The sequence below is a fragment of the Synechococcus sp. PCC 7335 genome, from assembly GCF_000155595.1.
Lineage (GTDB): Bacteria > Cyanobacteriota > Cyanobacteriia > Phormidesmidales > Phormidesmidaceae > Phormidesmis.
Genome location: NZ_DS989904.1, coordinates 2,578,882 through 2,600,795, shown reverse-complemented (window position 1 = coordinate 2,600,795; position 21,914 = coordinate 2,578,882). Strand labels below are relative to the sequence as shown.

Annotated in this window: 25 protein-coding genes and 1 tRNA gene; 14 read left to right on the top strand and 12 right to left on the bottom strand. The window is 47.6% G+C overall.

The window, feature by feature from the left end:
- Positions 1 to 71: 71 nt before the first annotated feature.
- A complete protein-coding gene (locus tag S7335_RS11315; protein ID WP_006456775.1) occupies positions 72 to 1,184 on the bottom strand; it encodes an NAD(P)/FAD-dependent oxidoreductase in 1,113 nt (370 codons plus the stop codon).
- Between the two features lie 37 nt (positions 1,185 to 1,221).
- Here S7335_RS11315 and S7335_RS11310 point away from each other — a divergent pair, with 37 nt between their 5' ends.
- Genes S7335_RS11310 through S7335_RS11300 form a run of 3 tightly spaced genes read left to right on the top strand, consistent with a single transcriptional unit; the run spans position 1,222 to position 2,888 of the window.
- Positions 1,222 to 2,106, top strand: a complete 885-nt coding sequence (locus S7335_RS11310) for a YaaW family protein (protein ID WP_006456107.1) — start codon at positions 1,222 to 1,224, stop codon at positions 2,104 to 2,106.
- 20 nt (positions 2,107 to 2,126) lie between these two features.
- Positions 2,127 to 2,579 (top strand): J domain-containing protein, encoded by a 453-nt coding sequence (locus S7335_RS11305; RefSeq protein WP_006455876.1) that lies wholly within the window; start codon positions 2,127 to 2,129, stop codon positions 2,577 to 2,579.
- A 48-nt stretch (positions 2,580 to 2,627) separates the two neighbouring features.
- Positions 2,628 to 2,888, top strand: a complete 261-nt coding sequence (locus tag S7335_RS11300; protein WP_006455157.1) for a DUF3143 domain-containing protein — start codon at positions 2,628 to 2,630, stop codon at positions 2,886 to 2,888.
- 134 nt (positions 2,889 to 3,022) lie between these two features.
- On the opposite strand, the gene S7335_RS11295 is transcribed toward S7335_RS11300, so the two are convergent.
- Positions 3,023 to 3,451 (bottom strand): thiol-disulfide oxidoreductase DCC family protein, encoded by a 429-nt coding sequence (locus tag S7335_RS11295; protein ID WP_006455239.1) that lies wholly within the window; start codon positions 3,449 to 3,451, stop codon positions 3,023 to 3,025.
- A gap of 320 nt (positions 3,452 to 3,771) precedes the next feature.
- On the opposite strand from S7335_RS11295, the gene S7335_RS11290 reads away from it, so the two are divergent.
- The 4 genes from S7335_RS11290 (at position 3,772) to pstB (ending at position 7,799) form a co-directional block, all read left to right on the top strand.
- The gene (locus S7335_RS11290; protein ID WP_006453692.1) at positions 3,772 to 4,803 is read left to right on the top strand and encodes a PstS family phosphate ABC transporter substrate-binding protein; all 1,032 of its coding nucleotides are present in this window, start codon (positions 3,772 to 3,774) and stop codon (positions 4,801 to 4,803) included.
- A gap of 94 nt (positions 4,804 to 4,897) precedes the next feature.
- Complete coding sequence (pstC, locus tag S7335_RS11285; protein ID WP_006456038.1) at positions 4,898 to 5,833, top strand: phosphate ABC transporter permease subunit PstC; 936 nt, start codon at positions 4,898 to 4,900, stop codon at positions 5,831 to 5,833.
- A 112-nt stretch (positions 5,834 to 5,945) separates the two neighbouring features.
- Complete coding sequence (gene pstA, locus S7335_RS11280) at positions 5,946 to 6,875, top strand: phosphate ABC transporter permease PstA (RefSeq protein WP_006456590.1); 930 nt, start codon at positions 5,946 to 5,948, stop codon at positions 6,873 to 6,875.
- Positions 6,876 to 6,974: 99 nt separating this feature from the next.
- The gene (gene pstB / locus S7335_RS11275; RefSeq protein ID WP_006455997.1) at positions 6,975 to 7,799 is read left to right on the top strand and encodes a phosphate ABC transporter ATP-binding protein PstB; all 825 of its coding nucleotides are present in this window, start codon (positions 6,975 to 6,977) and stop codon (positions 7,797 to 7,799) included.
- A gap of 112 nt (positions 7,800 to 7,911) precedes the next feature.
- On the opposite strand, the gene S7335_RS11270 is transcribed toward pstB, so the two are convergent.
- The 7 genes from S7335_RS11270 to S7335_RS11240 all read right to left on the bottom strand — a co-directional run bounded on the left by S7335_RS11270 (position 7,912) and on the right by S7335_RS11240 (position 15,291).
- Positions 7,912 to 9,144 carry a DUF445 domain-containing protein gene (locus S7335_RS11270; RefSeq protein WP_006456907.1) on the bottom strand — a complete coding sequence of 411 codons (1,233 nt, stop codon included), beginning with the start codon at positions 9,142 to 9,144 and terminating at the stop codon, positions 7,912 to 7,914.
- A gap of 79 nt (positions 9,145 to 9,223) precedes the next feature.
- Positions 9,224 to 9,931, bottom strand: coding sequence for a bifunctional demethylmenaquinone methyltransferase/2-methoxy-6-polyprenyl-1,4-benzoquinol methylase UbiE (gene ubiE / locus S7335_RS11265; protein WP_038018012.1), 708 nt, complete (start codon positions 9,929 to 9,931; stop codon positions 9,224 to 9,226).
- A 168-nt stretch (positions 9,932 to 10,099) separates the two neighbouring features.
- Positions 10,100 to 11,002, bottom strand: coding sequence for a response regulator (locus tag S7335_RS11260; RefSeq protein WP_006455396.1), 903 nt, complete (start codon positions 11,000 to 11,002; stop codon positions 10,100 to 10,102).
- A gap of 349 nt (positions 11,003 to 11,351) precedes the next feature.
- Positions 11,352 to 11,741 (bottom strand): VOC family protein, encoded by a 390-nt coding sequence (locus S7335_RS11255; RefSeq protein WP_038016123.1) that lies wholly within the window; start codon positions 11,739 to 11,741, stop codon positions 11,352 to 11,354.
- A gap of 249 nt (positions 11,742 to 11,990) precedes the next feature.
- On the bottom strand, positions 11,991 to 13,082 hold the full coding sequence (locus tag S7335_RS11250; protein WP_006454335.1) for a Gfo/Idh/MocA family protein: 1,092 nt from the start codon (positions 13,080 to 13,082) through the stop codon (positions 11,991 to 11,993).
- 418 nt (positions 13,083 to 13,500) lie between these two features.
- Entirely contained in the window at positions 13,501 to 14,931 is a 1,431-nt protein-coding gene (locus S7335_RS11245; protein ID WP_006454190.1) for a hemolysin family protein, read from the bottom strand.
- A 108-nt stretch (positions 14,932 to 15,039) separates the two neighbouring features.
- Positions 15,040 to 15,291, bottom strand: coding sequence for a hypothetical protein (locus S7335_RS11240; protein ID WP_006456218.1), 252 nt, complete (start codon positions 15,289 to 15,291; stop codon positions 15,040 to 15,042).
- A gap of 246 nt (positions 15,292 to 15,537) precedes the next feature.
- Here S7335_RS11240 and S7335_RS27760 point away from each other — a divergent pair.
- Positions 15,538 to 15,610 (top strand) — tRNA-Ile (locus S7335_RS27760).
- A 270-nt stretch (positions 15,611 to 15,880) separates the two neighbouring features.
- Here the strand turns inward: S7335_RS27760 and S7335_RS25910 are convergent.
- Entirely contained in the window at positions 15,881 to 16,339 is a 459-nt protein-coding gene (locus S7335_RS25910) for a hypothetical protein (RefSeq protein ID WP_006456087.1), read from the bottom strand.
- Positions 16,340 to 16,514: 175 nt separating this feature from the next.
- On the opposite strand from S7335_RS25910, the gene pyrE reads away from it, so the two are divergent.
- Positions 16,515 to 17,108, top strand: a complete 594-nt coding sequence (gene pyrE, locus S7335_RS11230; protein ID WP_006457416.1) for an orotate phosphoribosyltransferase — start codon at positions 16,515 to 16,517, stop codon at positions 17,106 to 17,108.
- Between the two features lie 201 nt (positions 17,109 to 17,309).
- Here the strand turns inward: pyrE and S7335_RS11225 are convergent, their stop codons facing one another.
- Entirely contained in the window at positions 17,310 to 18,080 is a 771-nt protein-coding gene (locus S7335_RS11225; RefSeq protein WP_006455586.1) for a DUF561 domain-containing protein, read from the bottom strand.
- A 161-nt stretch (positions 18,081 to 18,241) separates the two neighbouring features.
- Here S7335_RS11225 and rpmI point away from each other — a divergent pair, with 161 nt between their 5' ends.
- The 5 genes from rpmI (at position 18,242) to S7335_RS11200 (ending at position 21,105) form a co-directional block, all read left to right on the top strand.
- Entirely contained in the window at positions 18,242 to 18,439 is a 198-nt protein-coding gene (gene rpmI / locus S7335_RS11220) for a 50S ribosomal protein L35 (protein ID WP_038016121.1), read from the top strand.
- Between the two features lie 84 nt (positions 18,440 to 18,523).
- Complete coding sequence (rplT, locus tag S7335_RS11215) at positions 18,524 to 18,892, top strand: 50S ribosomal protein L20 (protein ID WP_006456533.1); 369 nt, start codon at positions 18,524 to 18,526, stop codon at positions 18,890 to 18,892.
- A 16-nt stretch (positions 18,893 to 18,908) separates the two neighbouring features.
- Complete coding sequence (locus tag S7335_RS11210) at positions 18,909 to 19,775, top strand: transporter substrate-binding domain-containing protein (RefSeq protein ID WP_006454135.1); 867 nt, start codon at positions 18,909 to 18,911, stop codon at positions 19,773 to 19,775.
- A gap of 112 nt (positions 19,776 to 19,887) precedes the next feature.
- Positions 19,888 to 20,412 carry a tetratricopeptide repeat protein gene (locus S7335_RS11205; RefSeq protein ID WP_006457572.1) on the top strand — a complete coding sequence of 175 codons (525 nt, stop codon included), beginning with the start codon at positions 19,888 to 19,890 and terminating at the stop codon, positions 20,410 to 20,412.
- 36 nt (positions 20,413 to 20,448) lie between these two features.
- Positions 20,449 to 21,105 carry a bifunctional 4-hydroxy-2-oxoglutarate aldolase/2-dehydro-3-deoxy-phosphogluconate aldolase gene (locus S7335_RS11200; RefSeq protein WP_006456454.1) on the top strand — a complete coding sequence of 219 codons (657 nt, stop codon included), beginning with the start codon at positions 20,449 to 20,451 and terminating at the stop codon, positions 21,103 to 21,105.
- Positions 21,106 to 21,143: 38 nt separating this feature from the next.
- On the opposite strand, the gene S7335_RS11195 is transcribed toward S7335_RS11200, so the two are convergent.
- Positions 21,144 to 21,569: a DUF565 domain-containing protein gene (locus S7335_RS11195; protein WP_006456647.1), complete on the bottom strand. Its 426-nt coding sequence runs from the start codon at positions 21,567 to 21,569 to the stop codon at positions 21,144 to 21,146.
- Between the last annotated feature and the right edge of the window lie 345 nt (positions 21,570 to 21,914).

Genomic DNA, 21,914 nt, shown 5'->3' with positions numbered 1-21,914 from the left:
TGAGGTATATCGGATGGACGTTTTGCTTGGCGTTTTTATGTTTTGATCTTTATCTAAACCATCTGTCTAAATTATAGGAGACCTTTCTTCTGAAGCGCTGCGGCCATGGCTAGTCCCGATAGATAGGCGGCTTCGATGTGGCGTGAGTTAGAAGCGTCTGATGAAGCAGCCGCAGGCGACGAACACCAATCACCTCCAGCTACTAAGGACGGACTAAGCGCTACGAATGTTTCTGGGTAGGCTTTTCTAACTTGGGAATAGCGCCATCGGTGAATTTGAAACCATTCAGGTTGGGCTATCCAGGCGCAATATTTGCGGGCGTTAGCGCGTAGTAAAACGGAAGCAGCGGGCTGCAAATCGCTGGTGTCTATGTAGCGTTCTGCAAAGGCGGGTTTGCTGTGGATGACGATGACTGTCTCTGTAGGGTTGTCTCTTTTACTGCTATCGAGCGCTGTCCAGTCGGTTGAGCTGCCGGCAATATCAGTGACCATCCAGCCGTTGGGGTCAAGCTTACCCATCTCAGCTTGCTCACCATAACCAGCGATAACGGTCAGGCACGGGTCGTATTCGACTGCTCTAAGTGCCTCTAGGACATGCTCATTCAAGCTATCAGATAGCGAAGTACTCTCTTTGGTATCGTCTGAGCGAGCTTCTAGTAGATTAGCGGCCTGAGCAGCAGGAATCGCGATCGCACACCGCTGCGCTAAGACGACTCTTTCTTCTTCGCATGTGATTCTCCAGCCACTGCCCTCGGGCGTAAGTTCGATAGCACGATGGTTGCTCAGCAAGGTTTCATCCGGGATTAGACCATTCGCTAAATATTTGGCTACTGCACTCATTCCTGCTTTTACCACGTAGACCGGTTGGCTTTCGATAGGCACTAGCACATCATCTTTATGCAGCTCATAAGCACTGACGTTCCACCCTCGCAACACATCTGCTGCTATCAGCTCGTCTGTTAGAGTTTGTATTGTTGCTGAAGGTTGCCAATATCGCAATCCATGATCCACCCGTACTGGCCTGTGGGCTCGCCCATAGTCTTGGGCATCTACTCGCCGCGTCGCCATGCGTCCGCCTAGTCCTCGTGATTTGTCCAGTACGCAGACTGTTAGGCCAGCCGCTCTTAGCTGCCGCGCACAGGTTAGCCCTGTCAAGCCTGCGCCGATAATGGCTACATCCCACATAATTAACCAACCTCTTATACTTATTAAAGTAAAAAGCATGTTAGAGACGCAGCAGGCAAAACGAGTGGATGAATTAAGAAGCGGATTAGAGCTCGCCACTGACAAGGAACTACACGCCATCGCCCAACTGCTCTTTCAGCCTAAGTTCAACCCGTTAGATTATCTGTATACACCGCAGCCAGTAGACATTAGTAAGCATGATCGCCTAGATCAAATTGCTCTGCTCGAACGCCGCTTTCGCTATCTAGCTGCTGACGGACTCACTGTTTTACGAAATCGAACCCAGCAAGTCAGCTATCGTCAAGCCCTGCTACAGGTGTGTCGCCATCTAAAAATGCGTGGCTATGAAAACCTGCCCACTGCAGAGCTAGAATCGGAAGTCTTCCTTATCCTATTAGAGAAAACTTGGCAGCAGCTACCGCCAAGAGAGCAGCAAAAAGTCACTAAAGACCTCCGTAGCGCCATCGTAAACACCACCGAATTTGAACGGCTACCAGACACACTCAAGCAGAATCCGCTCGCTCTATTTGCAAAAGGCAGCGGCGCTTTAGCAGTCAGTGCTCTAGTCCGCCCTTGGCTACTAAAGCAAATTGCTAACCAATTTGCGCTACACCTAGCTCGCTACCAAGTCGCTAAACAGGCTTTAGTCAAAGGGGGCCTGAGCGCCGCTGCTCAAGTACAATCGCGAGCAGCGGCTCATGTTGCTACTCGTGGGATGATAGCGACCTCAGCCCGTTACGGTGCGACTAGAGGACTGCTCTCTTTCTTAGGTCCTGCGCTTTGGACTTGGTTTCTTGCCGACTTGGGTTGGCGCGCAGTGGCTACCAACTATGCCCGGGTGATTCCAGTAGTGTTTGCGATCGCCCAGATTCGTCTTCTGCGTACCCATTACGATTCTACCTATTACTTCGCCCAAGCCTAAAATTCAGCCGTTTCACAGCAATGCTAGATCCGACTTCTTCGCCCCCTTATTCTCACTACGACCTCTTAGGACTAAGGCCGAACGCCTCTGTTCAAGAGATCCGCCGTGCCTATCGCGATCTAAGTAAGCTCTACCACCCAGATACGACTGAGTTAGAAAGCGCAATTGCTACGCGCAAGTTTCAAGCACTCAATGAAGCTTATGCTATCCTTAGCAGCCCTGAAAAGCGACTCAGTTACGACTATGAGATTGGCTACTCCCGCCTTTCTGTCATGCGCCCTCTGAGCGCTAATGCGCCTAGTGGTTCCTCTCCAAAGTCTTACGATCCAATGGCGAGCGCCTACTTAGATTCTACTGATCGCCCCCTATCAGCCGGTGAGCTTTTTGCACTTTTTATCTTGGGGATCACGTTCATTGGCTGCCTAATCCTAGTCTGCACCATTGGCTTAACCCAAAGCGACTCAGCGCTATAAGCGCTATAGATCTATCGTTCAGATCCATCGTTCTCCCTTACTATCCCAATGCCTCCCGCTACCGCCCCGCTCTATAACCATCCCTTGCCCGATATCGAAACCTGGCTCACCAGCCAAGGATGCCACCGCGACAGCGATAACATTAGCCAATGGCGTTTCTCTAGCGCTGGCTGGACTGCCGAGCTGCTTTTAGATACAGACTCCATTGTGGTCCATTACGCAGGTAGCGACGGCAAAACAATTCAGCGCAGTTTTAAATATTCTCTTAGCCGCAGCGACCTGGAAAAAGTGATCTTCTCAGGGCCATAGCCTTATGCACACCGCTAGCAGCTCTAGATTAAGCTCTCTAGATTAAACCCTTAAGAGCCAAGCACTAATCCAAGCACTATATTCCTAAGGCTCAAAGCATAGAACATCAAATCCCACAGCAGTATCACTGAACTCTACTCGGATAGATATTTCTCGCAGGCACCTTCAGCGCAAGCTGTATAGTTCGAGGTGTAGGTGGATGCCCTTTTGCCAAAGAGCTGATAGCGGTTATCTCTGACAAACTCATAAGTGCGATCGCCGCCTGATTTAAGCCCCGGTAGCGCTCGGTAGGCCCGTACAAACACATCTCCCATCGGTAGCAAACGTCCAATCTCCTCAGCCGCATCACTGCCTTGCCAACGCTGGGCAGCGACTTCTCCGGTTGCCGGTGCGATCAATATCATCCCCATTTCACACTCAGCCGCTGTCACCTCCAGCTTTGCTAGCGTCTTTTCATCCTGCATAGGCACGTAGCTGAACCGCTGACCTCGATCCAACTTTTCTAATAGCTGTACTAGGGTCACGCATAGATTGCAGTTGCCGTCATAAATCACAGCGTACATAGTTCTGTTCTCTTAGTAGCTCCTTTGAGACCTGTATGAAATCTGTATGGATAAGCAATTTGGGTAAGTGTGCTCTTGAGCACTAAGGTGAATGACAAATATGTAATTTCTGATACCCGTTCCTTAACCTGCTCTTTACTTTCTATCGGTAGCTTTCAGTCAAAATGCGACTGTGTATCCGCTTGATAATTGCGGAATATTAGTCACATAGCTAATACGCACAAGACCAGCGCACACAAAACCAATGCGTACCAACGCGTAAAGATAAACACGTTAAGCATTTGTCAACTGGTATCAGTATCAAAGGAGTGATAGGTTCCATGCAACGTTTTGCCCAGAAAATTAAATCCGCTGCGAGGCCAGCCCGTCTCGCTTATTCTTTTTCCATTCTAGCGTTGAGTGCTAGCCTCGCTGCCTGCGGGGGCGGAACCGCAGAAGATCCTGCTGCCGATGTAAGCGCCGCTGATGCAGACTCAGGTGTCTCTGGAGAAATTCAAATTGACGGTTCTAGTACTGTCTTTCCTATCTCTGAGGCAATGGCAGAGGAATTCCAAATCGCTAACCCAGATACCAGGGTGACAGTAGGCGTCTCTGGGTCGGGTGGCGGCTTCAAAAAGTTCTGTGCAGGCGAAACTGATATCTCAAATGCTTCTCGTCCTATCAAGGAGGAAGAAGTTGCACTCTGTGATGAAGCAGGCATCGAGTTTATCGAAGTACCTATCGCTTATGACGGTATCACGCTAGTAACAAATCCCGAGAATGATTGGGCGCAGTGCTTAACTGTTGAGCAGCTAAATGCCATGTGGTCGCCTGATGCAGAGGGCTCTGTCGAGAACTGGAATCAGGTCGATCCTGAGTTTCCTGACGAGCCGCTAGAGCTGTTTGGCCCTGGTACAGACTCAGGTACATTCGACTACTTTACCGATGAAGTCAGTGGTGAAGAAGGGGCTAGCCGTGGCGACTATACAGCTAGTGAAGATGACAACGTGATTGTGACCGGTGTTGAATCTACTAGTGGCGGCTTAGGCTACTTCGGCTACGCGTACTACGAAGAGAACCAAGATCAGCTCAAGTCTGTAGAAATTGAAAACGAAGCAGGTGAGTGTGTAGCACCCTCTCGTGAGACAATTGCAGACGGTTCTTACAATCCGATGTCTCGGCCTTTGTACTTCTACGTGCAGAAAGAGGCTTATGACACCAAGCCTCAGGTCAAGGCGTTCGTCGACTATCAGCTAGATGCTGAGAACGGTGAGCTAGTCCAAGAAGCTGGCTACATTACACTGCCTGATGACGCTTTGGCCCAAGCCAAGTCACGGGTAGAAGAAGGTAAGTTGGGTAAAGATCCTATCTAGACTTTCTCATTTGATTAGGGATAGTCGAATAGACTATGGCTTTATTCGGCTATCCACTTTCGATTGTAGTTAACGCAGCTTCGAGGTTTCTTCAATGACGGCAAATGTAAAGGGCGATATCGCGCCAGGTAGCTGGAATCCAAAGCGCGATCGCGCCAGAATGGTTCAGACCATCGTCAAAATTATCTTCGGTGCATTCGCCGCCATCTCAATCTTCACGACTATTGGCATCCTGGCCACCTTGATCTTTGAGACAGTTGCCTTCTTTCAAGAGATCTCAATCATTCGATTCCTAACCGAAACCCGCTGGACGCCGCTGTTTGCTAGTAAGCAGTTCGGCATCTTCGTATTGATCAGTGCGACTGTGATGATTGCGGTGATTTCTGTTCTAGTAGCACTGCCACTGGGGTTACTTTCCGCTATTTGCCTAAGTGAATATGCTACCCCTGGGGTACGGAAGATCCTGAAGCCGATTCTAGAGATCTTAGCAGGCGTTCCTACCGTTGTGTATGGCTACTTCGCACTTCTCACTGTGACGCCGTTCTTGCAAACATTCTTGCCGAACCTACAGGGCTTTAACGCGCTTAGCGCTGGTTTAGTACTAGGCGTTATGATCACGCCGCTGGTAGCCTCTCTCAGTGAAGATGCGCTTTACTCAGTCCCTCGTAGCCTCAAAGATGGTGCCTATGCACTTGGTGCCACGAAACGAGAAACCGTAGTTTCAGTGATTCTGCCAGCGGCGGTCTCGGGGATTGTTTCTTCTTTGATCCTAGCGATATCAAGAGCGGTAGGTGAAACCATGATTGTAACCCTTGCTGCTGGCGCGAACCCCACGTTAGGATTTAATCCTTTCGTCCCTGTTATGACAATGACAGCTTTCATTGTGCAGATTACCGCAGGTGATGCTCCCCATGGAACAATCGCTTATAAAACTCTCTTTGCTGTCGGTATGACTTTGTTCTTGATGACCTTTGCGCTGAATATCTTCAGCTTCTGGTTTGTTCGCCGCTTCCGAGAAAAATATGACTAAGGATCGTCCCTCGATGAAATAGCGGAGCCTAGAGGACTTCGGAGAAAAGAACAGAAAAAAGCGCTCAAGAGAACAAGATTAACCCTACAGATGCAGAGCTAACGTTGTTGAAATGGAAACAAATATCTCCTCTCGCCCCCAGCAAAACGCACCACAAGGCGCCCAAAAAAGTAGCTTTGCGGTTAATCTCAACAGGCGTTACACCATAGACCGAATATTCAAGGCCGCAGCCTGGGGCGCAACGATTGTCTCAGTCGTTATTTTGGCCTGGTTACTGTTGACTATTCTAATGGACGGCTTGGGTACGCTTAATTGGAATTTCGTGACTAGTTTTCCTTCTCGAAAAGCAGAAAGAGCAGGTATCGTTGCTGCTTTGGCAGGGACTGTCTGGCTAATGGGACTAGTGGCACTCTTCGCTTTCCCAATCGGTGTAGGGGCTGGTATCTATTTAGAAGAGTTTGCTGGGGATAATTGGTTTACTCGTTTTGTAGAGATCAACATTGGAAATCTAGCTGGTGTACCCTCTATCATCTACGGACTGTTGGGTTTAGCTGTTTTTGTCAGAATTATGGAGCCTATTACTGGAGGCCGTAGTGTGCTTTCTGGTTCCTTGACAATATCTCTGCTGATCTTACCTATTGTTATCGTGGCAACCAGAGAAGCTTTGCGGGCCATCCCTGAAAGCCTCAGGCTCGCGGGCTATGCCCTCGGCGCAACCCGTTGGCAGGTCGTTCGAAGCCATGTGCTACCGGCGGCGGCGCCAGGTATTCTCACTGGTATGATTTTGGCACTCTCTCGGGCAATTGGTGAAACGGCCTCGCTGATTGCGGTGGGTGCGGCCGTTTTTATTTCGTTCTTGCCAGAGGGTCTCAACAGCCAATTTACAGCGATGCCTATTCAGATCTACAACTGGATTAGTCGTCCTCAAGACGAGTTTCACTACATTGCAGCCTCTGGCATTATCGTGCTGATGACTGCCTTGCTGGTAATGAATGGACTTGCAATCTACCTACGTAACCGCTTTCAGCAGGAAAAGATTTAATCAAGTTCGTAGTATCTTTAGCTGGCTTATTTTGCCTATATGCCCTTTGGTTTCAACGCTTTACTTGTTCCACTACTGTCTCTCACTCCGGTTCTTATTATGGCTTCGCCCACTCCTTCCAGTTCAGTTTCAGCGGTTGCTGAGTCCAAAAAAATTGCGCTTAGAGCTGAAAAGGTCTCGGTTTACTATGGCAGCAATCTAGCGGTCAAAGATGTCTATCTTGATATTCCTGAGCACGAGATTGTTGCATTTATTGGACCTTCTGGCTGTGGAAAAAGTACTATCCTGCGCTGTTTCAACCGCATGAATGACCTAATTCCTATTGCTCGGGTGGAAGGCCGAATTTTATTTGATGGTGAAGAAATCAGCGGCAAGCGAGTCGATCCAGTAGAGCTACGTCGCCGGGTAGGCATGGTGTTCCAAAAGCCTAATCCCTTCCCAAAGTCTATCTACGACAACATTACCTTTGGAGCTAAGATCAATGGCTATCAGGGCGACTATGATGAGCTAGTAGAGCGCTCTTTGCGTGGCGCAGCACTGTGGGATGAGGTAAAAGACAAGCTCAAAGAAAGCGGTTTGGGCCTCTCTGGCGGACAGCAGCAACGACTGTGTATTGCGCGAGCGATCGCAATCGAACCTGAAGTCATTTTGATGGACGAACCTTGCTCAGCGCTCGATCCTATCTCTACTATCAAGATTGAAGAACTCATGCACGAGCTGAAGGAAAGGTACACAATTGTGATTGTGACGCACAATATGCAGCAAGCCTCTCGCGTTTCTGACCGGACGGCCTTTTTCAACGCAGTTGCTACCGATAAGGGCGGTAAGATGGGCTACCTGGTTGAGTACGACAAAACTCAATCGATCTTCAGTAATCCTAAGGAAGAATACACTCGCGACTACGTATCTGGTCGCTTTGGCTAAGCCATGACTTTGGTTAGACTGCCTTTGCCTTCTCTTAGAGTATGCATTCGCACATTACTATACTTGCGCCGCTTGGGCCTCTTTTGCTTTGCACCTTCTACCGTTGTACCTTCTACCGTTGCAGCAATAGAAACCCTGCTTGAAAGCTGCCTATCACAAATCCAAGAATGCCACCTAGATTTACAATCGCCTGCAGTTCGTTGCGCACAATTCCTTGAATTGCACCTTCTAGCTCCTTTGGTGAGGTGGCATTGACTCTATCGATAATCACCTGGTCAATATTAAGGATTGGGATAATTTGCATTACGATAGACTCTAAATCTCTTTCTAAGTAACGCTCTAGTATCAGCGCTAGCTCTTGACTGACTAAACCCAAAGAACTTGTCATCACTTCAGAAGCTTGCAGTCGGTTGAGCAATTGAAGCGCTAGATTCTCCCAGTTGATTGATGTACTGAGCGACTGCAAAAGGTCGGCGCCGTTCTCCTTCAAGTAGGTTTTAATCGTTTGCCGTAAGGTGCCTCTTAGCTGTCTAACGGTAGCTACAGGTAGCTCTTGTAAAGAAAATTGCTGTAGCCATCTTTGTAGTCTTACTTTGACACCTAGTGCAGCTATCAGTTCGGCAATGCGGATGTTGCTTTTATTAGGTTCTTCTATACAGATTGCCCGTAGCCGCGTTAGCGCATTGCGTACGCCAAAGATGTTAGCAACCACCCAGTAGGTGCCGCTAGTCTTCGCACGAAGGGTCTCATCGATGACCTGAATGTTGTAGTCAGTTAGAAAGTCTACGAGTAGCTGACGAACTCTATCGGGTGGTAGAACGCCGTTGACCATCCAATCAGAAACTTGGGCGGCTTGTGCTTCCGTTAGCTGGAAGTCAAGCAGAACTTGATCGAAAATCTGGTTGATTTGTGATTCTAAAAAATCGTCGCGCCGAGACCAAACTCGCAGCAGTCTGGGCAAAGACTGGCCAATCATATCTTGCAAGATATTTCCAACGATCTTGGCGGTCTTGTTTTGCGAATTGCCTTGAACTTGCTCTAGCGCTAGCTGTAGCAGCCAGTAAATCGCCTTTTCAGTTCTTTCGGTCTGTAGCAGACGGCGAGCTAGTCGCTGTAATTCTTCAGGGGTCAGCAGCGATCGCATGATCACATCCGACACCTTCTTTGCCAACCTTTGCTGATTGCTCGGAATAAGACCTGGTGTAAACGGCAGACGCTTACCTAAAAAATACTTTGCTCCATACGGACGGAACAGCATTTTGATGGCAATGTCGTTGGTAAAATAGCCAATCAGGCCACCCAATACTGGCGGTAACAGCACTACCCACAAGTTCACCCCAGCCATATAGCTTTTTGTATCCTTAGAACCACTTTGCGTTTGGTCGTTTGATACCTAATCGCTAGTCCCTCTGTCGTCAAGGACCTTACCGAGTAGCCACCAAGACCCCCATCATTCCGCCCGCAATGGGATAGTGTAGCGCATCGGTAAATCCAGCAGCTTTGGCTAGATCTACCTGCTTGGCTCCTGACGGAAAGCGATCAACGCTAGGGCCAATGTAAGCATACTCTTCCTTCATCCCCAATTTCTCTGCCGCCGGAACGACAACTGTCTTCAGATACCACTTTTGAAACTGAATTGATAGCGGATTAGTCGGTGTGTGAAAGTCTAGGATCGCAGCCGTCGCGCCTGGTCTCAAGACTCGATGAAGTTCTCTGAGTCCCCTAGTGATGTCAGTGAGATTGCGTAAACCATAGGCCATAGTGGCAGCGTCAAAGTGATGATCACCAAACGGAAGCGATAGCGCGTCGGCTTCTATCCAGGTTATACGACGCTGCAAATAGGGTTTTCTACGAGATGCGATCGCTAGCTGCTGGGCTGCAAAATCTACCCCCACGACCTGCCCGCTTGCGCCAACTCGTCTAGCTAGCAGCAGTGCCAAATCTCCGCTACCGCAGCACAGATCTAAGCAGTGCATACCTTCATCTGCCCTACTCCACTGCACCGCCATCTGTTTCCAGACCAGATGCAACCCCAAACTCATATCTTGGTTCATCTGGTCATATTGCGGCGCGATTCGATCAAAAAGCGCTCGAATTTGATCCGCCTGTGGTTGAACTGTCGATGATGACAGCGAACGAGGTGCTAAAGTAGGCCACGAATTCTTATCTACCATCTATAAAGTCTATCTTTAAAGCACTGATTACAAAGGCTTCCGCGAGAGAAAGCCCTCACTCTAGAATAGAAGTTACTAGACTTCGTAAGCGAATTTGTTCAAAAGATTGTTCCTGCAACGCCTCTTTTACAACACGGCGGCCTTTAAGCTCAGTGCAATCTGTGGAGAAATCAATCCTAATAACTGAATAACATCATCTATAGTTTCATAGGATGTTTTCCACTGAAAAGAGAATGCACCTAAAGCATTTCCTTGATAGATAATCGGTAGGGCTAAGTGGCACTGGGTGCCATCGGTGTAGAGAGGCCTGTTAGCTAAGGTTTCATCAGACTGAATATCGATCAGTGTTTGGCTCTGCTGAGATGCGAACACATCTACGACTAGCTGACTATTGCTCACTTTCTCAACATCTACTTGGCCATAGCTGCCTGCCTTACTTTCATCTGTTAGCAGTAGCGTACAAGCATCAGCACTCAAAATTTCACCGAAGCCATGCGCAAGATACTGTAAAGCTTCTTCTTTTCGCATTGATTGAGCCGCAATTTGGCCCACTGTCATTACCATCTTCGACTGCTTTTCTGCTTTGTGAAGCTCTGTAGTTTGCCCTTTGAGTAGTTCATAGGTTGACGAGGCTCTGCTGACAACAAGCTTTAACTCATCTGGGTCCCATGGTTTAGTAATGTAGCGATAGACCTGCCCATCGTTAATCGCTTCAACTAAGTCTTCTACATCGGTGAAGCCGGTCAAGATTATTCGAAACGTATCTGGAAACTCGGGTACCGTTTTACTTAGGAACTCTGTCCCTTTCATTTCTGGCATTCTCTGGTCAGAAATAATTACTGCTACTTCACCGTTACTTTCCAGAATTTCGAGTGCCTCTACTCCGCTTTTGGCCTTGAGCACTTTAAAGTTGCGACGGAAAGTACGAAAGAGCAAGTCTAAGTTGTCTGGTTCATCGTCAACGACCAACATACGAGGCTTTTTAGAATGCTGACGCCTATCTAGAGACAGCGGACTTAAAGTGCTCATGAGTAGAGATGCCTATTGGAAGAGAATTTTCAGTTGATTGCCGATACGGCAAGGGAATCCTTCTCTTGTCAGTTAGCCCAGCATCCTACAAAAAGTAACTAGCCTGTAAGCTGCAGCTCATGGAATGAAGTACATTAGGTATTAATTCTCAATTTCTATAACAGGTGTAGTAGCACTATATGCATCAACGGTCTTACCTATCGCCAATGTCCTGTCGTCAATATGCAGTGTGCAATGGCGATCACCATAGCTTAGTTCGGATCGTGGATAACTTTAAAAGACTCAAGTGAAGCCTTAAAAAACAACAGTTAATATACTTAGAAAAGTCAAGATTAAACCCTTTACTTCGCTAGTCTTCTCGCTTTTCCGCTTCTTTTTCTACTTCTAAAAGTTCCACAACATTTCCATCTGGATCTTTGACAAACAGCGCCGCTCTACCTGATGAACTCATTTGAAAGGGGACTTCTTGTTCGATCAGTGACTGTTTGATACTGCTTAGATCAGCGATCGCAAAAGTCACATGGGGGTGCCTACCCCACTTGTCTTCTCTGACGGGATTAGCTGCCCACTTGCTTACGATCAGATGCAGCTGAAAGTCTCCGATCTGATACCAGCTACCTGGAAAGCTTAGCTGTCTGTCGACCTTGCGTAGCCCAACGATATCGGTGTAAAAACGGTCAGATACAGCTAGATCGCTGACCTGTATAGCAACGTGCAGTGGATACAAAATATCAACCATCTTTTCACCCAATGATTCACTCTTTCATTATCTACGGAGTACTCTATCTACACAGATAGACTTTCATGAGATTAGACATGTTCGCAAGTTAGAGCGGTCTATCTCAGCAACGCTACAACCCTTGTCCTACAAGGTTAAATGCTTCGACAACAGCAAAATGCATTCCGCTACTAGCGATAAGCTCTACAGGCAATTAGCTGGTGAGTAGCCTCATTGTCTCGAATGTAATCTCACTGTTGACATTAACCACTACCTGTGACTTGCCGCGATAGGTGCTGTAGGTTCTAAAGCCATTCTTAGGTCGGCCGAAGATTTCCAAGCTTTCCCGTCGAGCGCCATCTGCTCAATCAAGCTTGCTAACCGCAGTGCCTTTAGTGCCTGCTTTCCACCGACAGAAGGTTGATAACCTCCCCTCACACAATGAATAAAATGCTCTAGTTCAGCATGCAAAGGTTCTGTGTTGCTAGTGTATACCTGCTCAATTAGCCCATCTTGACGGTAGAGAACCTGGCCATAGTCTGCCATGCAATTCTCTGTTGTCTGACGATGGATCTCAATCTTGTTATTAAGAAAGTCCGCTTCAGTCAGTGACTGCCGGCAATGCGCGGAGATCTTTCTAATCTTTCGATGAGTCACCTTACTAGCGGTCACGGTAGCTACAATGCCATTTGCAAAGCCCAAAGTCGCTGTTACGTAGTCCAAATAAGGTGAACTTGCGCCCTTGTTACCGCTAGCTGTCAACTCTACAACGGTTGAATTGGCTAGTTCCAAAATAAGATCAATATCGTGAATCATCAAATCAAGCACAACCGAGACATCGTTAGCTCGTTTTGAATATGGACTCATTCTTCGAGCTTCAATCGCTAAAACTTCTTCAGTCTTCAAAACATTGTGTAGTTCCTTGAAGGCCGGATTGAAGCGTTCGATATGACCCACCTGCAAAATGCAGTTCAGATCGGCAGCTGCGTTGACCAAAGATTCGGCTTCGCCTATGCTAGCGGCAATTGGCTTCTCAACTAAGACATGGACGCCTGCTTTCAAACAAGCCATACCCACGGAGTGATGTAGCCGGGTGGGGACCGCTACACAAACAGCATCTACATGAGGTAAAAGCTTGTGATAGTCATCAAAATAGTTGATCTGATACTTACTAGCGGTCTCAATTCCCAGCTCAGCGTTGATATCAGCAACACCCATCAGTTCAACATCTTTGATCATAGAGAGCACCCGCACATGATGCTGACCCATGTTACCGATGCCAATCACCCCAACCCTAATCGGCTCGGGTTGATTTCGGCTGTACGGTCTAGCGTCTGCAAGGGATAACAACTGACTCTGCATGGACCTGCACCTCTTGACAATGATGGGTGTTCTATTGCAAAGGGACATTGCGCAGAACTGGACTATTTGTCACTTAGCTCAAGTACAGCGATCTAGGCAAACCCCTACATGACAGCGGCTAAGTAACCTATGTTTTGTAAATGCACAGCATGTGTGAATGCCTTTGCACATTACTATTATTTATCTATATTGTAAACTTTACTATAGAAGTACTTACTAAAATGTCTTTCCCTAGACGATTTGTTAACTGACTCAAAAGGGTGAGTGAGTGAGGTACTGAAATAGTTTTAGCTGGTTTCAAAAGAGTAATCCTTGAAGGACTTCCATCGCCTTCCAAACGCCTTCCAAACGCCCTGTCATGCGAGGTAAGGGCCATTATGAAAGGGCTCTATTAGAAGGCTCTATTAGAAGGCTCTATTCAGAGTACTCTGCGATTAGTAGCTTTTCTAAGCGCTGCAGGTGTGCCTGCATTACTCACTACGAGCGCTTTTCCTAAACGACGAATTTTTATTTTAGTAAGCCTCGGTCCTTCTGCAGCGGCCACTGTTAGCTCTAGATCTTCGTAAATCAGTTGTTCATTGACTTGTGGTATCCTCTGCAGCTCAAAGATGACGAAGCCCCCCAATGTCACGTAGTTTTCACTAGTAGGTAGGGCTACGGAGAGCCGTTCGTTGACATCTTCTAAATCGGTCTGCGCCGGGAATATGACTGTGTGGTTATCTTGGTAGATGATTTTTCCGATTGACTCAGTGTTGTCGGCGTCTCCAATTATTTTGGCGGTCAAGTCTCGAAAGGTCACTAGTCCAGCGGTTCCACCGTACTCATCAACTACAATGACCATTTCCTTTGCTGACTGTTGCATTTGAGTTAGCAAGTCATTGAGCGGTAGTGTTTCAGGTACGACTTTAGCAGTCTTAATCCAGGGCTCTATAGAGGATTGAGACGAGAGTTCTTCTCTAGAAAGTGGAAGTGCTAGATCGTGAAAGTTGATCATGCCCAAAACATTGTCTAAAGACTCGCCTATGATTGGATATCGAGAGTGCTTTGAACGTACAATTTCATCGAGTAAGTCCTGAAAAGTTGCTGAGAGCGGAAGTGCAGCAATTTGTGTTCGAGGTACCATGATCTCTTCCACGGTGGCTCCGCGAAATTCGAAAACATTGCTGAGGATCTCTCGTTCACCTTTCTTCAGCGCAGGGACTTCTGTGGAAGTGTTGATCAACAACCTCAGCTCTTCGGGGGTAACACCACCGTAGCGTCCGGTGCTGTCATCTTTAATGCCGATGCCCAAAATAGTGAGTAGAAGGGTGGTGGATTGATTGAGCAGCCATACAAATGGCTTAAGCAAGCGAGCGATGGTAAGGCTAGGTGGGCCCAAGAAGCGAGCAATATGCTCGGGGTAGCTAAGTGCAACTGATTTTGGACAAAGCTCACCTAGCACAATCTGCAAATAGGCCAGCAGTAGAAAGGCTGAAGGTAAGGCAATCGAGTGAGAGAAAAACTCAGAAAACCTATCTTGAATGGGTAAGCGAGCGAGCCAGTGGATGATTAAAGCGGCCATGGTATGCTCGCCTATCCAGCCCAATGCCAGGCTAGATAGCGTGATGCCAAGCTGGGTTGTAGAGAGCAAACTGTTAAGCTTTTGTTGGAGTTTCTGAACCGTTTGCGCCTGTAGGTCGCCGCTAGTGGCAAGCTGATTGATGCGCGATCGCCTGGCTGAAACAATAGAAAACTCTACTGTTACAAAAAAGGCGTTTAACAAGATTAGCGCTACTACCGATAGCAACCGAACAGCAACCTCTGTCCTAGTTAACAGCGGTTGAATCTGAAGTAGTACAGCAAAAGGCAAGATAACTAGCTCGCAATCAAGACAGCACAGCGAAGCCAGTTCAAACGAATTCGTTTAATCATGTCTATTCAAGAGAGCCTATTCACCAACTACTAGCCTATCCAACTACTAATTGCTATCACCTGTTATACGATTGTTCACATCGTTGATAATTTTATCTTCGTCAAGAAACACTAGCTCACCTTTCTTACCGTCGCTACGATTGGCGATAACCGCATTAGCCGGCCTGGTTTCAGGTTGACGAACACCGGTTAGGGCCTGACGACCGATCGCATAGCCCCAAGATGAGCTGACGATACCAGAGCCAATCATCAATGTTAATAGAATTAGGGTAAAGGCAACGGTAGGATTGATTTTCATAAGAAGAGCTGACCTCAAACTTCTACGGCACTGGCTGTAACACTGCGGGAGTCTAACCCACCTTCAACCGATTTCGCGTTGTTTCTTTAACTTTAAGGCTATTTTCTTAAAAGCCGATTGTCCAAACCGATTGGAAGTCGTTTTGAATTCTATATTCAAAAAATTAGGTTCAAAAGATTAAGTGTATTAGCTTTTTTTGCTAGAACGATGACTGATAGATAGTCAAGATAGTATATTAGACAACGACCAGGGTTGGCCGAGCGGATTAGGCAGCGAACTCATAATTCGCCCCAGGCAGGTTCAACTCCTGCACCCTGGATACCTTCATTGAAAACACCTCTTCGCTTTGTTTGCATAGCAAGCGTCGGATTGCATACTCTAAGAGAAGTCTACGCCTACGACGCTTGCGCGTCATTTAGTCTGCGGTGCATGAACGTTCTAGCAGTTGCAAGTGTCGCAAGCTAAGTGATTAAAGTGATGGGGATTAAACCTATCGCTTAGTCGTTTGTGGCTAGGGGGCAGGGTTTCGTCTGGCGTAGTTCAATGTAGACAATGCCAAGGCCTTAGGAATTCATCTAACGACTATCTATCATCGAGGAATCGGTTCGAAGTTAAGTTCGCTATCATCAATGCGGCTATCGAATTCGGCGGTGAGTAATAGCTGCACTGAGCTTGTATAGGGATTAGGTAGATCAGGCACCCGCAGAGTTGGGGTGTTCTGGGTTTGTAAGATTAATAATTCGTTGTATGCTCCAGATAGCGATTCGGTATCCTGAGCTAAACGATTTTCTGGAAACCCGCCTATTCCGGTAATAAAGCTAGCTTGACCGAGCAAAGACCGGTTGCGAAAGTAATCGCCAGACCGATTTTCTACGATATCTTCTAGCGTATCTAGTACTGTTTGTGGTTCTTGAGCAACTTGTGGTTCTTGAGCAGCAGCAGGTAATAGCATCACAGCCATAAAGCCCGCAGTTGCTAAGGTGCTAGCTAAGCCCAGACAGCTTTTATAGAAGATTTTCAATAGATTGAGATCTCTACACATCGTCATCGTCATTTCCTCTATGGCTTCTACTGGTGTATCTTTTCGCGTTTTGTAATTGGCCTAGTCTGTGTCATCAAGGAACAGGCTATGAACTTTGTTTCTATCAACCTAAAGGTTCCCGGCTCGAATAGAATCTTGATACCTAATACCTTAATCTAGCCTTTTGCTAAGCCGATAATCTATGCATGTCCCATTGACTGAACTACCTACTGTTGACTTGACAACGCTGCGTCAGATGCTTCTCGAGCTAATTTGTCAGGTTGCTTATAAAGAAGGTGATTTCACGCTTTCTTCTGGACAGAAAAGCGACTATTACATCAATGGTAAGCAAGTAACGCTGCATGCCCAAGGGGGCCTAATGGTGGCACGCGTTTTGCTAGATATGTTGCCAAAAAGCACCGTCGGCGTAGGGGGCTTGACATTAGGCGCAGACCCGATGGTCAGTGCAGTCAGTGTTGCGGGTGCTTATGAAGGCAGATCGATCACGCCCTTGATCATTAGAAAGAAGGCTAAAGGCCATGGTACTCAGGCTTATATTGAGGGGCCCACGCTGCCTGAAGGCAGCGCAGTTGTTATCTTGGAAGATGTCGTGACAACGGGTGCATCGGCGATGCAGGCAGTCGAAAGGCTAAGAGCAGCAGGGTACGTTGTCGGTGAAATCTTGTCTTTGGTCGACAGACAGCAGGGAGGTAGGACGCTGTACGAAGCGGCTGGATTAAGCTTTCGGCCTATCTTTACAATCGAGCAGATCAAGGCTTATTGGCGATCGCGCTAACTATACGCGCTAACTCAGTACGCTTCCTTCCATAAAGGGGCAATCAAGAACAGGGCACTTAAGCTCAAGAGATTAATAAAGCTCAGAAATCTTGATGTTCCAGATTTCTGAGCCGCGCAAACGAATGAGATTGTCGGCGAACTTAACGGCTATGAACTGGCTAGCCGGGTAGCACTCTCGACTTGCTGTTTACGACGCTGCCTACAACGCAGCGACTCTCGTCCGAGCAATCCGTATAGCTTCGACTAAACTGCGAACCACAGCCGTCATCGCCAAGGGATCATTTAGCTTGTGAACCGCTGAGCCAACGCCTACGCCAGAAGCACCCGCTGCGATCGCCATTGGCGCAGTCACATCAGATAGGCCCGAAGCACATAGAACTGGCACCGAGACTGCCTTAGAGATAGCATGTGCTGCGGCTAGTGAAGGAGCGGCTTTTTCGATCAGGCCAAGCGTGCCGCTATGAGTTGGAGCACTGCTAGTGCCACCCTCGGTTTGAATGATATCTACACCGATTGCAACAAGATCTTCTGCAAGTGTGACCTGCGCATCTAGCGGCAAGATATGAGGAACCGTGACTGAAAGCAAGACATCAGGTAGAAGCGATCGCGCTTCTTTAGCTAATGCCAGCACTTCAGCTGCTTCAAATCGCCGTCCTTCAGCATAGAAGGCATCGAAGTTACCAATCTCGATTAAGTCTGCACCGGCGACGACGGCTGCGACAAATCTTTGGGGTTCTACTGACGACACGCAGATAGGCAGATCAATCAACCCGCGGACCAGTCGTATTAAGTCCGTATCAGCAGCAATGTCTACAAAAGTAGCGCCGCCTTTTTGAGCAGCTTGGACAACATTGGCAACGTTATGGTGGTCCAAATTCGTCAATCCGCTAATAATTTTAAGCGCGGCAGCTGTCTCAAATGCCTGCTGAAGTTGGTTTCTTTGGTTCCATCGTTGATTGAAAAGGGTCATATAGGTGCTCTAAAGATGTAAGAGTAAGTTAAGAGAACTTGCCCCCATATTTTGCCAGATAGCCCCACCGCTAGCTAATAGAGTGTAGTACTATTAAAGACTGCGAAACAGAAGTTAACTTCTCAGCAGCCTGCTGAACTAAAGACAAAAAGTCAATTATCATGCCCAAGCTCAAAACTCGTCGCGCCGCGGCTAAGCGCTTTCGCCGTAGCGGTAGTGGCAAAATCATGCGCCGCAAAGCCTTCAAAAACCATTTGCTAGAGCGTAAAAACCAGGATCGGAAGCGGAAGCTTTCTAAGATCGCGACTGTACACGAAACCGATGTACAAAATGTAGAGCTGATGATGCCTTATTTGTAAGGCTTTACTACCTCGAAGGCAGTTCTATCAAAATCCAACCAAAGCCCAACCAATTCAGGCTTCACTCAATAGGAAAACTAGATCATGGCACGTGTTAAGCGCGGTAATGTAGCTCGCAAACGCCGCAAGAAAGTTCTTAAACTTGCAAAAGGCTTTAGAGGTTCTCACTCAAAGCTATTCCGTACTGCTAATCAACAGGTTATGAAGGCGCTGCGAAATGCCTATCGTGACCGTCGTCGGCGTAAGCGTGACTTTCGTCGTTTGTGGATTGCTCGCATTAACGCAGCCGCAAGACTGAACGGGACAACCTACAGCCGCTTGATTGGCGATCTAAAAAAAGCGGATATCCAAATTAATCGTAAGATGCTAGCTCAGCTAGCAGTACTAGACCCTAATGCCTTTACCAAGGTTGTGGAAGCTGCGACTAGTAAGGAAGTTGCGGCTAGTACCTAGTGCGTAGAGACGGTTAATGCGACGTAAGCTGCTAGCAGGTGTTGGATCAATTTTGGGGGTACAGTTTTTGCTGCCCCTATTCGTGTCACTTAATGCTTTTGCCGCAGAGCTATCAGAGATCCGTGAGCGCGGCTATCTTGTCGTCGCTGTTAAAGATAACCGTCCTCCGATGGGCTTTCTTAACTCGGCTGATCAGCTCAGCGGATTTGAGATTGATATTGCCCGCAAGTTAGCTGAAGATCTCCTTGGAGATGCCGACGCTGTAGAACTTGTTCCCACTCGAAACGTGGATCGCTTAGACGCTGTGATAGAGAACCGAGTAGACGTAGCGATCGCCGCGCTCACGATTACTGAACCCCGCCGTCGCATTGTTAGCTTCAGCTACCCATACTATCTAGACGGCACCGCCTTTATTACGCGGCTACCGACCGATAGCGCACCTGACATCCTCACCCTCCATGACTTGCAACTGGGCACTATTGCTGTTCTAGAAAGATCGAGTACGGTAGCTCAATTGAGCTACCTTCTACCTGCTGCCCAGCAAGTGGGTGTGGGCAGTTATTTAGAAGCTCAAACGCTAGTAGAAAGCGGTGCGGTCGACGCCTTCGCAGGTGACGCCTCTGTGTTAGCTGGATGGACTATGGAGGGCGGAGCGCTGATGAACCATTCTATGCTCCCTGACATTATTTCAGCGGAGCCTCTAGCAGTCGTCCTTCCTAAAGGGCAACAGTACAGCCCCTTACAAACGGCAGTGAACAAAGCAATTCAGCGCTGGTATAAAGAAGGGTGGCTGCAGGCTAGATCACAGTTCTGGGAACTACCGGAAGGCGTAGTGCCAGAAGGGGTACTGCCCTCGGCATTAGATGCCGAGGGTACCCGCTGAAGGTACTGGCTGAAGGTAGACTAATGAAGAAGCCTAACCATACGCCGTTAGCCTGAGTAAATTACTCTAAAATGCCAACAGAGTAAAAAGATTTTGATAGCTGAGTTATCCCATGGAAGATGGCAACTACCTAGTTGTTTATTTAGGAATTTTGTTTGCGCTTCTTAGCGTGGCGGCCTTTTTTGTCGTAAAGCAAGTTTGGATCACTCGTCGATCGGAAGTCACGCTCTCTAATCTACAAACGAAGCTGACTAAAGAGAAGGGCACCGCCTTAGAGTATTACGAGCTTGGTAGCCTATTGCTAGATAAAAAGCTCTATGCTCAGGCAGCCGCCTATCTGAAAAAGGCGCTAAAAGAGCTGCCTGAAGAAGAGGCTGAGAACGCAGTTTTAGTTCATAACGCTTTGGGCTATTCCTATTTCGCTCAAGACCAGTTTGATCTTGCTATTCGGCAGTATAACGAGGCTTTAAAGATTAGGCCCGATTATGTGACCGCACTCAATAACTTGGGTCATACCTATGAGCGTAAGCAGCTTATGCCACAGGCGCTAGAAACTTACGAAAAGTCGTTAGCTACCGAGCCTGCTAATGAAACTGCTAAGCGTAGAGCTGACTCGTTGCGCAAGCGATTAGCATAGCTGTGTGAACCCGTTTTCCTGACTTGGACAAAGATAGTGCCTCAGTCGACGGCTACCCAGCTTAGAGCTGATTGGATCTCTCTACTGAGCGCCTACCGGGCGATCGCAATTATTAGAGCTGACAATATAGAACAGGGCGTCTTGATGGCTCAAGCTGCAGCAGCAGGCGGCTTCCGGCTAATCGAGGTGGCCTGGACCAACAACGCTAAACCGGCTGCAATGGTCGCTGCTATTCAGAGAGCACTACCGGACTGCGTAGTTGGAGCAGGATCTGTGCTGAGTGAAGATGATCTTAGCGAAGCGATCACAGCCAAGGCTCAGTTCTGCTTTACTCCCTATGTTTCGTATGATTTGATCAAGCAATCTATTGCTAGTCAGCTACCAATTGTAGTGGGGGCAATGACGCCGACAGAAATTGTGAATGCTTGGCAGGCAGGTGCTTCTAGTGTAAAGGTGTTTCCAATCTCGTCGTTAGGCAATGCAGATTACATCCGTAGCTTGCTAGGTCCTTTAGGTCCAATTCCACTGATCCCGACAGGCGGAGTGACTAGTGAAAGTGCGCCCGCGTTGATTGCAGCAGGTGCGATCGCCGTCGGCCTATCAACCGCTCTATTTCCTACTACTGAAGTGTTGCAAGCAGACTGGGCAGCAATTGAAGCGAGATCGCGCTACCTATTGACGCTACTAAGCTAGCCGATTGTTGACTCAATCATCGAGCCGCACCTTAGGCACTAACTACCGAGCTTGAAGGCTTCAACGAACAAACCATAAATCATACCGAGCTTAAAGGCGTTTAAGCATTCTGCTAGCGTAGAGCGTGATCGAACTGGCCCTAAATCTACGGAGATTGAATTCGCAGCGGTAGCGTCAGTAGGTAGGCGAGTTAGACCTGCAGAAGGTACTGTGCCATCCTTACGGCGCGGCGCATATCGGTAATAGAGCCAGCTAATAACTTCTACAAAAATGACTAAGATTGCTGAGACGGTAACGTCTAGCTTCGCGGCCTGGCCCGCCGTTGCAGAAATAGCTGTCGCAAAAAAATTACCAAAAAGTAAGCTGATTACGATTATCCCCAACCGCCGCCATGGATTAAAAACCCACTGTCTAAATTGCAGCAGAACCTGGTTTGAAAGCGTATTTAGGCGGGTCCTTTGCATAGTAGTCTCAGTTAGCCTTTCAAAGGTACTTGTGTAGATCTAAGTCGAATATAGATATGAGTTGAACCTATAGGACGAATTTGGACTAAATGCGTTACAAACCTAAAATGCTAAGCCATAGGGTGTAGGGCTTTGAATCAACTTTGCTAGATACTAAATCTAGCAGGAAGTTTAAGTGTTGTTCAGCTTTGACCGTGCGTTACTTACTACGTTGCCTACTTTGTTGGGCCGAAAGTGTGTAGTCTTGCGAACGCCATTTCTCGAAGTGTCACAGCTTTTCAGACGAATGCTATCTCTTCGAAGCTACCATTTAAACATAGATGTACACCATAGATTTATCTGTAT

Coding starts and splice junctions, on each gene's coding strand:
- S7335_RS11310 (WP_006456107.1), top strand. CDS start 1,222: ATGTTAGAGACGCAGCAGGCAAAACGAGTGGATGAATTAAGAAGCGGA.
- rpmI (WP_038016121.1), top strand. CDS start 18,242: ATGCCCAAGCTCAAAACTCGTCGCGCCGCGGCTAAGCGCTTTCGCCGT.
- rplT (WP_006456533.1), top strand. CDS start 18,524: ATGGCACGTGTTAAGCGCGGTAATGTAGCTCGCAAACGCCGCAAGAAA.
- S7335_RS11315 (WP_006456775.1), bottom strand. CDS start 1,184: ATGTGGGATGTAGCCATTATCGGCGCAGGCTTGACAGGGCTAACCTGT.
- S7335_RS11250 (WP_006454335.1), bottom strand. CDS start 13,082: ATGCAGAGTCAGTTGTTATCCCTTGCAGACGCTAGACCGTACAGCCGA.
- S7335_RS11195 (WP_006456647.1), bottom strand. CDS start 21,569: ATGCAAAGGACCCGCCTAAATACGCTTTCAAACCAGGTTCTGCTGCAA.
- S7335_RS11225 (WP_006455586.1), bottom strand. CDS start 18,080: ATGACCCTTTTCAATCAACGATGGAACCAAAGAAACCAACTTCAGCAG.
- S7335_RS11300 (WP_006455157.1), top strand. CDS start 2,628: ATGCCTCCCGCTACCGCCCCGCTCTATAACCATCCCTTGCCCGATATC.
- pstA (WP_006456590.1), top strand. CDS start 5,946: ATGGAAACAAATATCTCCTCTCGCCCCCAGCAAAACGCACCACAAGGC.
- pyrE (WP_006457416.1), top strand. CDS start 16,515: ATGCATGTCCCATTGACTGAACTACCTACTGTTGACTTGACAACGCTG.
- S7335_RS11205 (WP_006457572.1), top strand. CDS start 19,888: ATGGAAGATGGCAACTACCTAGTTGTTTATTTAGGAATTTTGTTTGCG.
- pstB (WP_006455997.1), top strand. CDS start 6,975: ATGGCTTCGCCCACTCCTTCCAGTTCAGTTTCAGCGGTTGCTGAGTCC.
- S7335_RS11270 (WP_006456907.1), bottom strand. CDS start 9,144: ATGGCTGGGGTGAACTTGTGGGTAGTGCTGTTACCGCCAGTATTGGGT.
- S7335_RS11305 (WP_006455876.1), top strand. CDS start 2,127: ATGCTAGATCCGACTTCTTCGCCCCCTTATTCTCACTACGACCTCTTA.
- S7335_RS11210 (WP_006454135.1), top strand. CDS start 18,909: ATGCGACGTAAGCTGCTAGCAGGTGTTGGATCAATTTTGGGGGTACAG.
- pstC (WP_006456038.1), top strand. CDS start 4,898: ATGACGGCAAATGTAAAGGGCGATATCGCGCCAGGTAGCTGGAATCCA.
- S7335_RS11255 (WP_038016123.1), bottom strand. CDS start 11,741: ATGGTTGATATTTTGTATCCACTGCACGTTGCTATACAGGTCAGCGAT.
- S7335_RS11290 (WP_006453692.1), top strand. CDS start 3,772: ATGCAACGTTTTGCCCAGAAAATTAAATCCGCTGCGAGGCCAGCCCGT.
- S7335_RS11295 (WP_006455239.1), bottom strand. CDS start 3,451: ATGTACGCTGTGATTTATGACGGCAACTGCAATCTATGCGTGACCCTA.
- S7335_RS11260 (WP_006455396.1), bottom strand. CDS start 11,002: ATGAGCACTTTAAGTCCGCTGTCTCTAGATAGGCGTCAGCATTCTAAA.
- S7335_RS11240 (WP_006456218.1), bottom strand. CDS start 15,291: ATGAAAATCAATCCTACCGTTGCCTTTACCCTAATTCTATTAACATTG.
- S7335_RS25910 (WP_006456087.1), bottom strand. CDS start 16,339: ATGACGATGTGTAGAGATCTCAATCTATTGAAAATCTTCTATAAAAGC.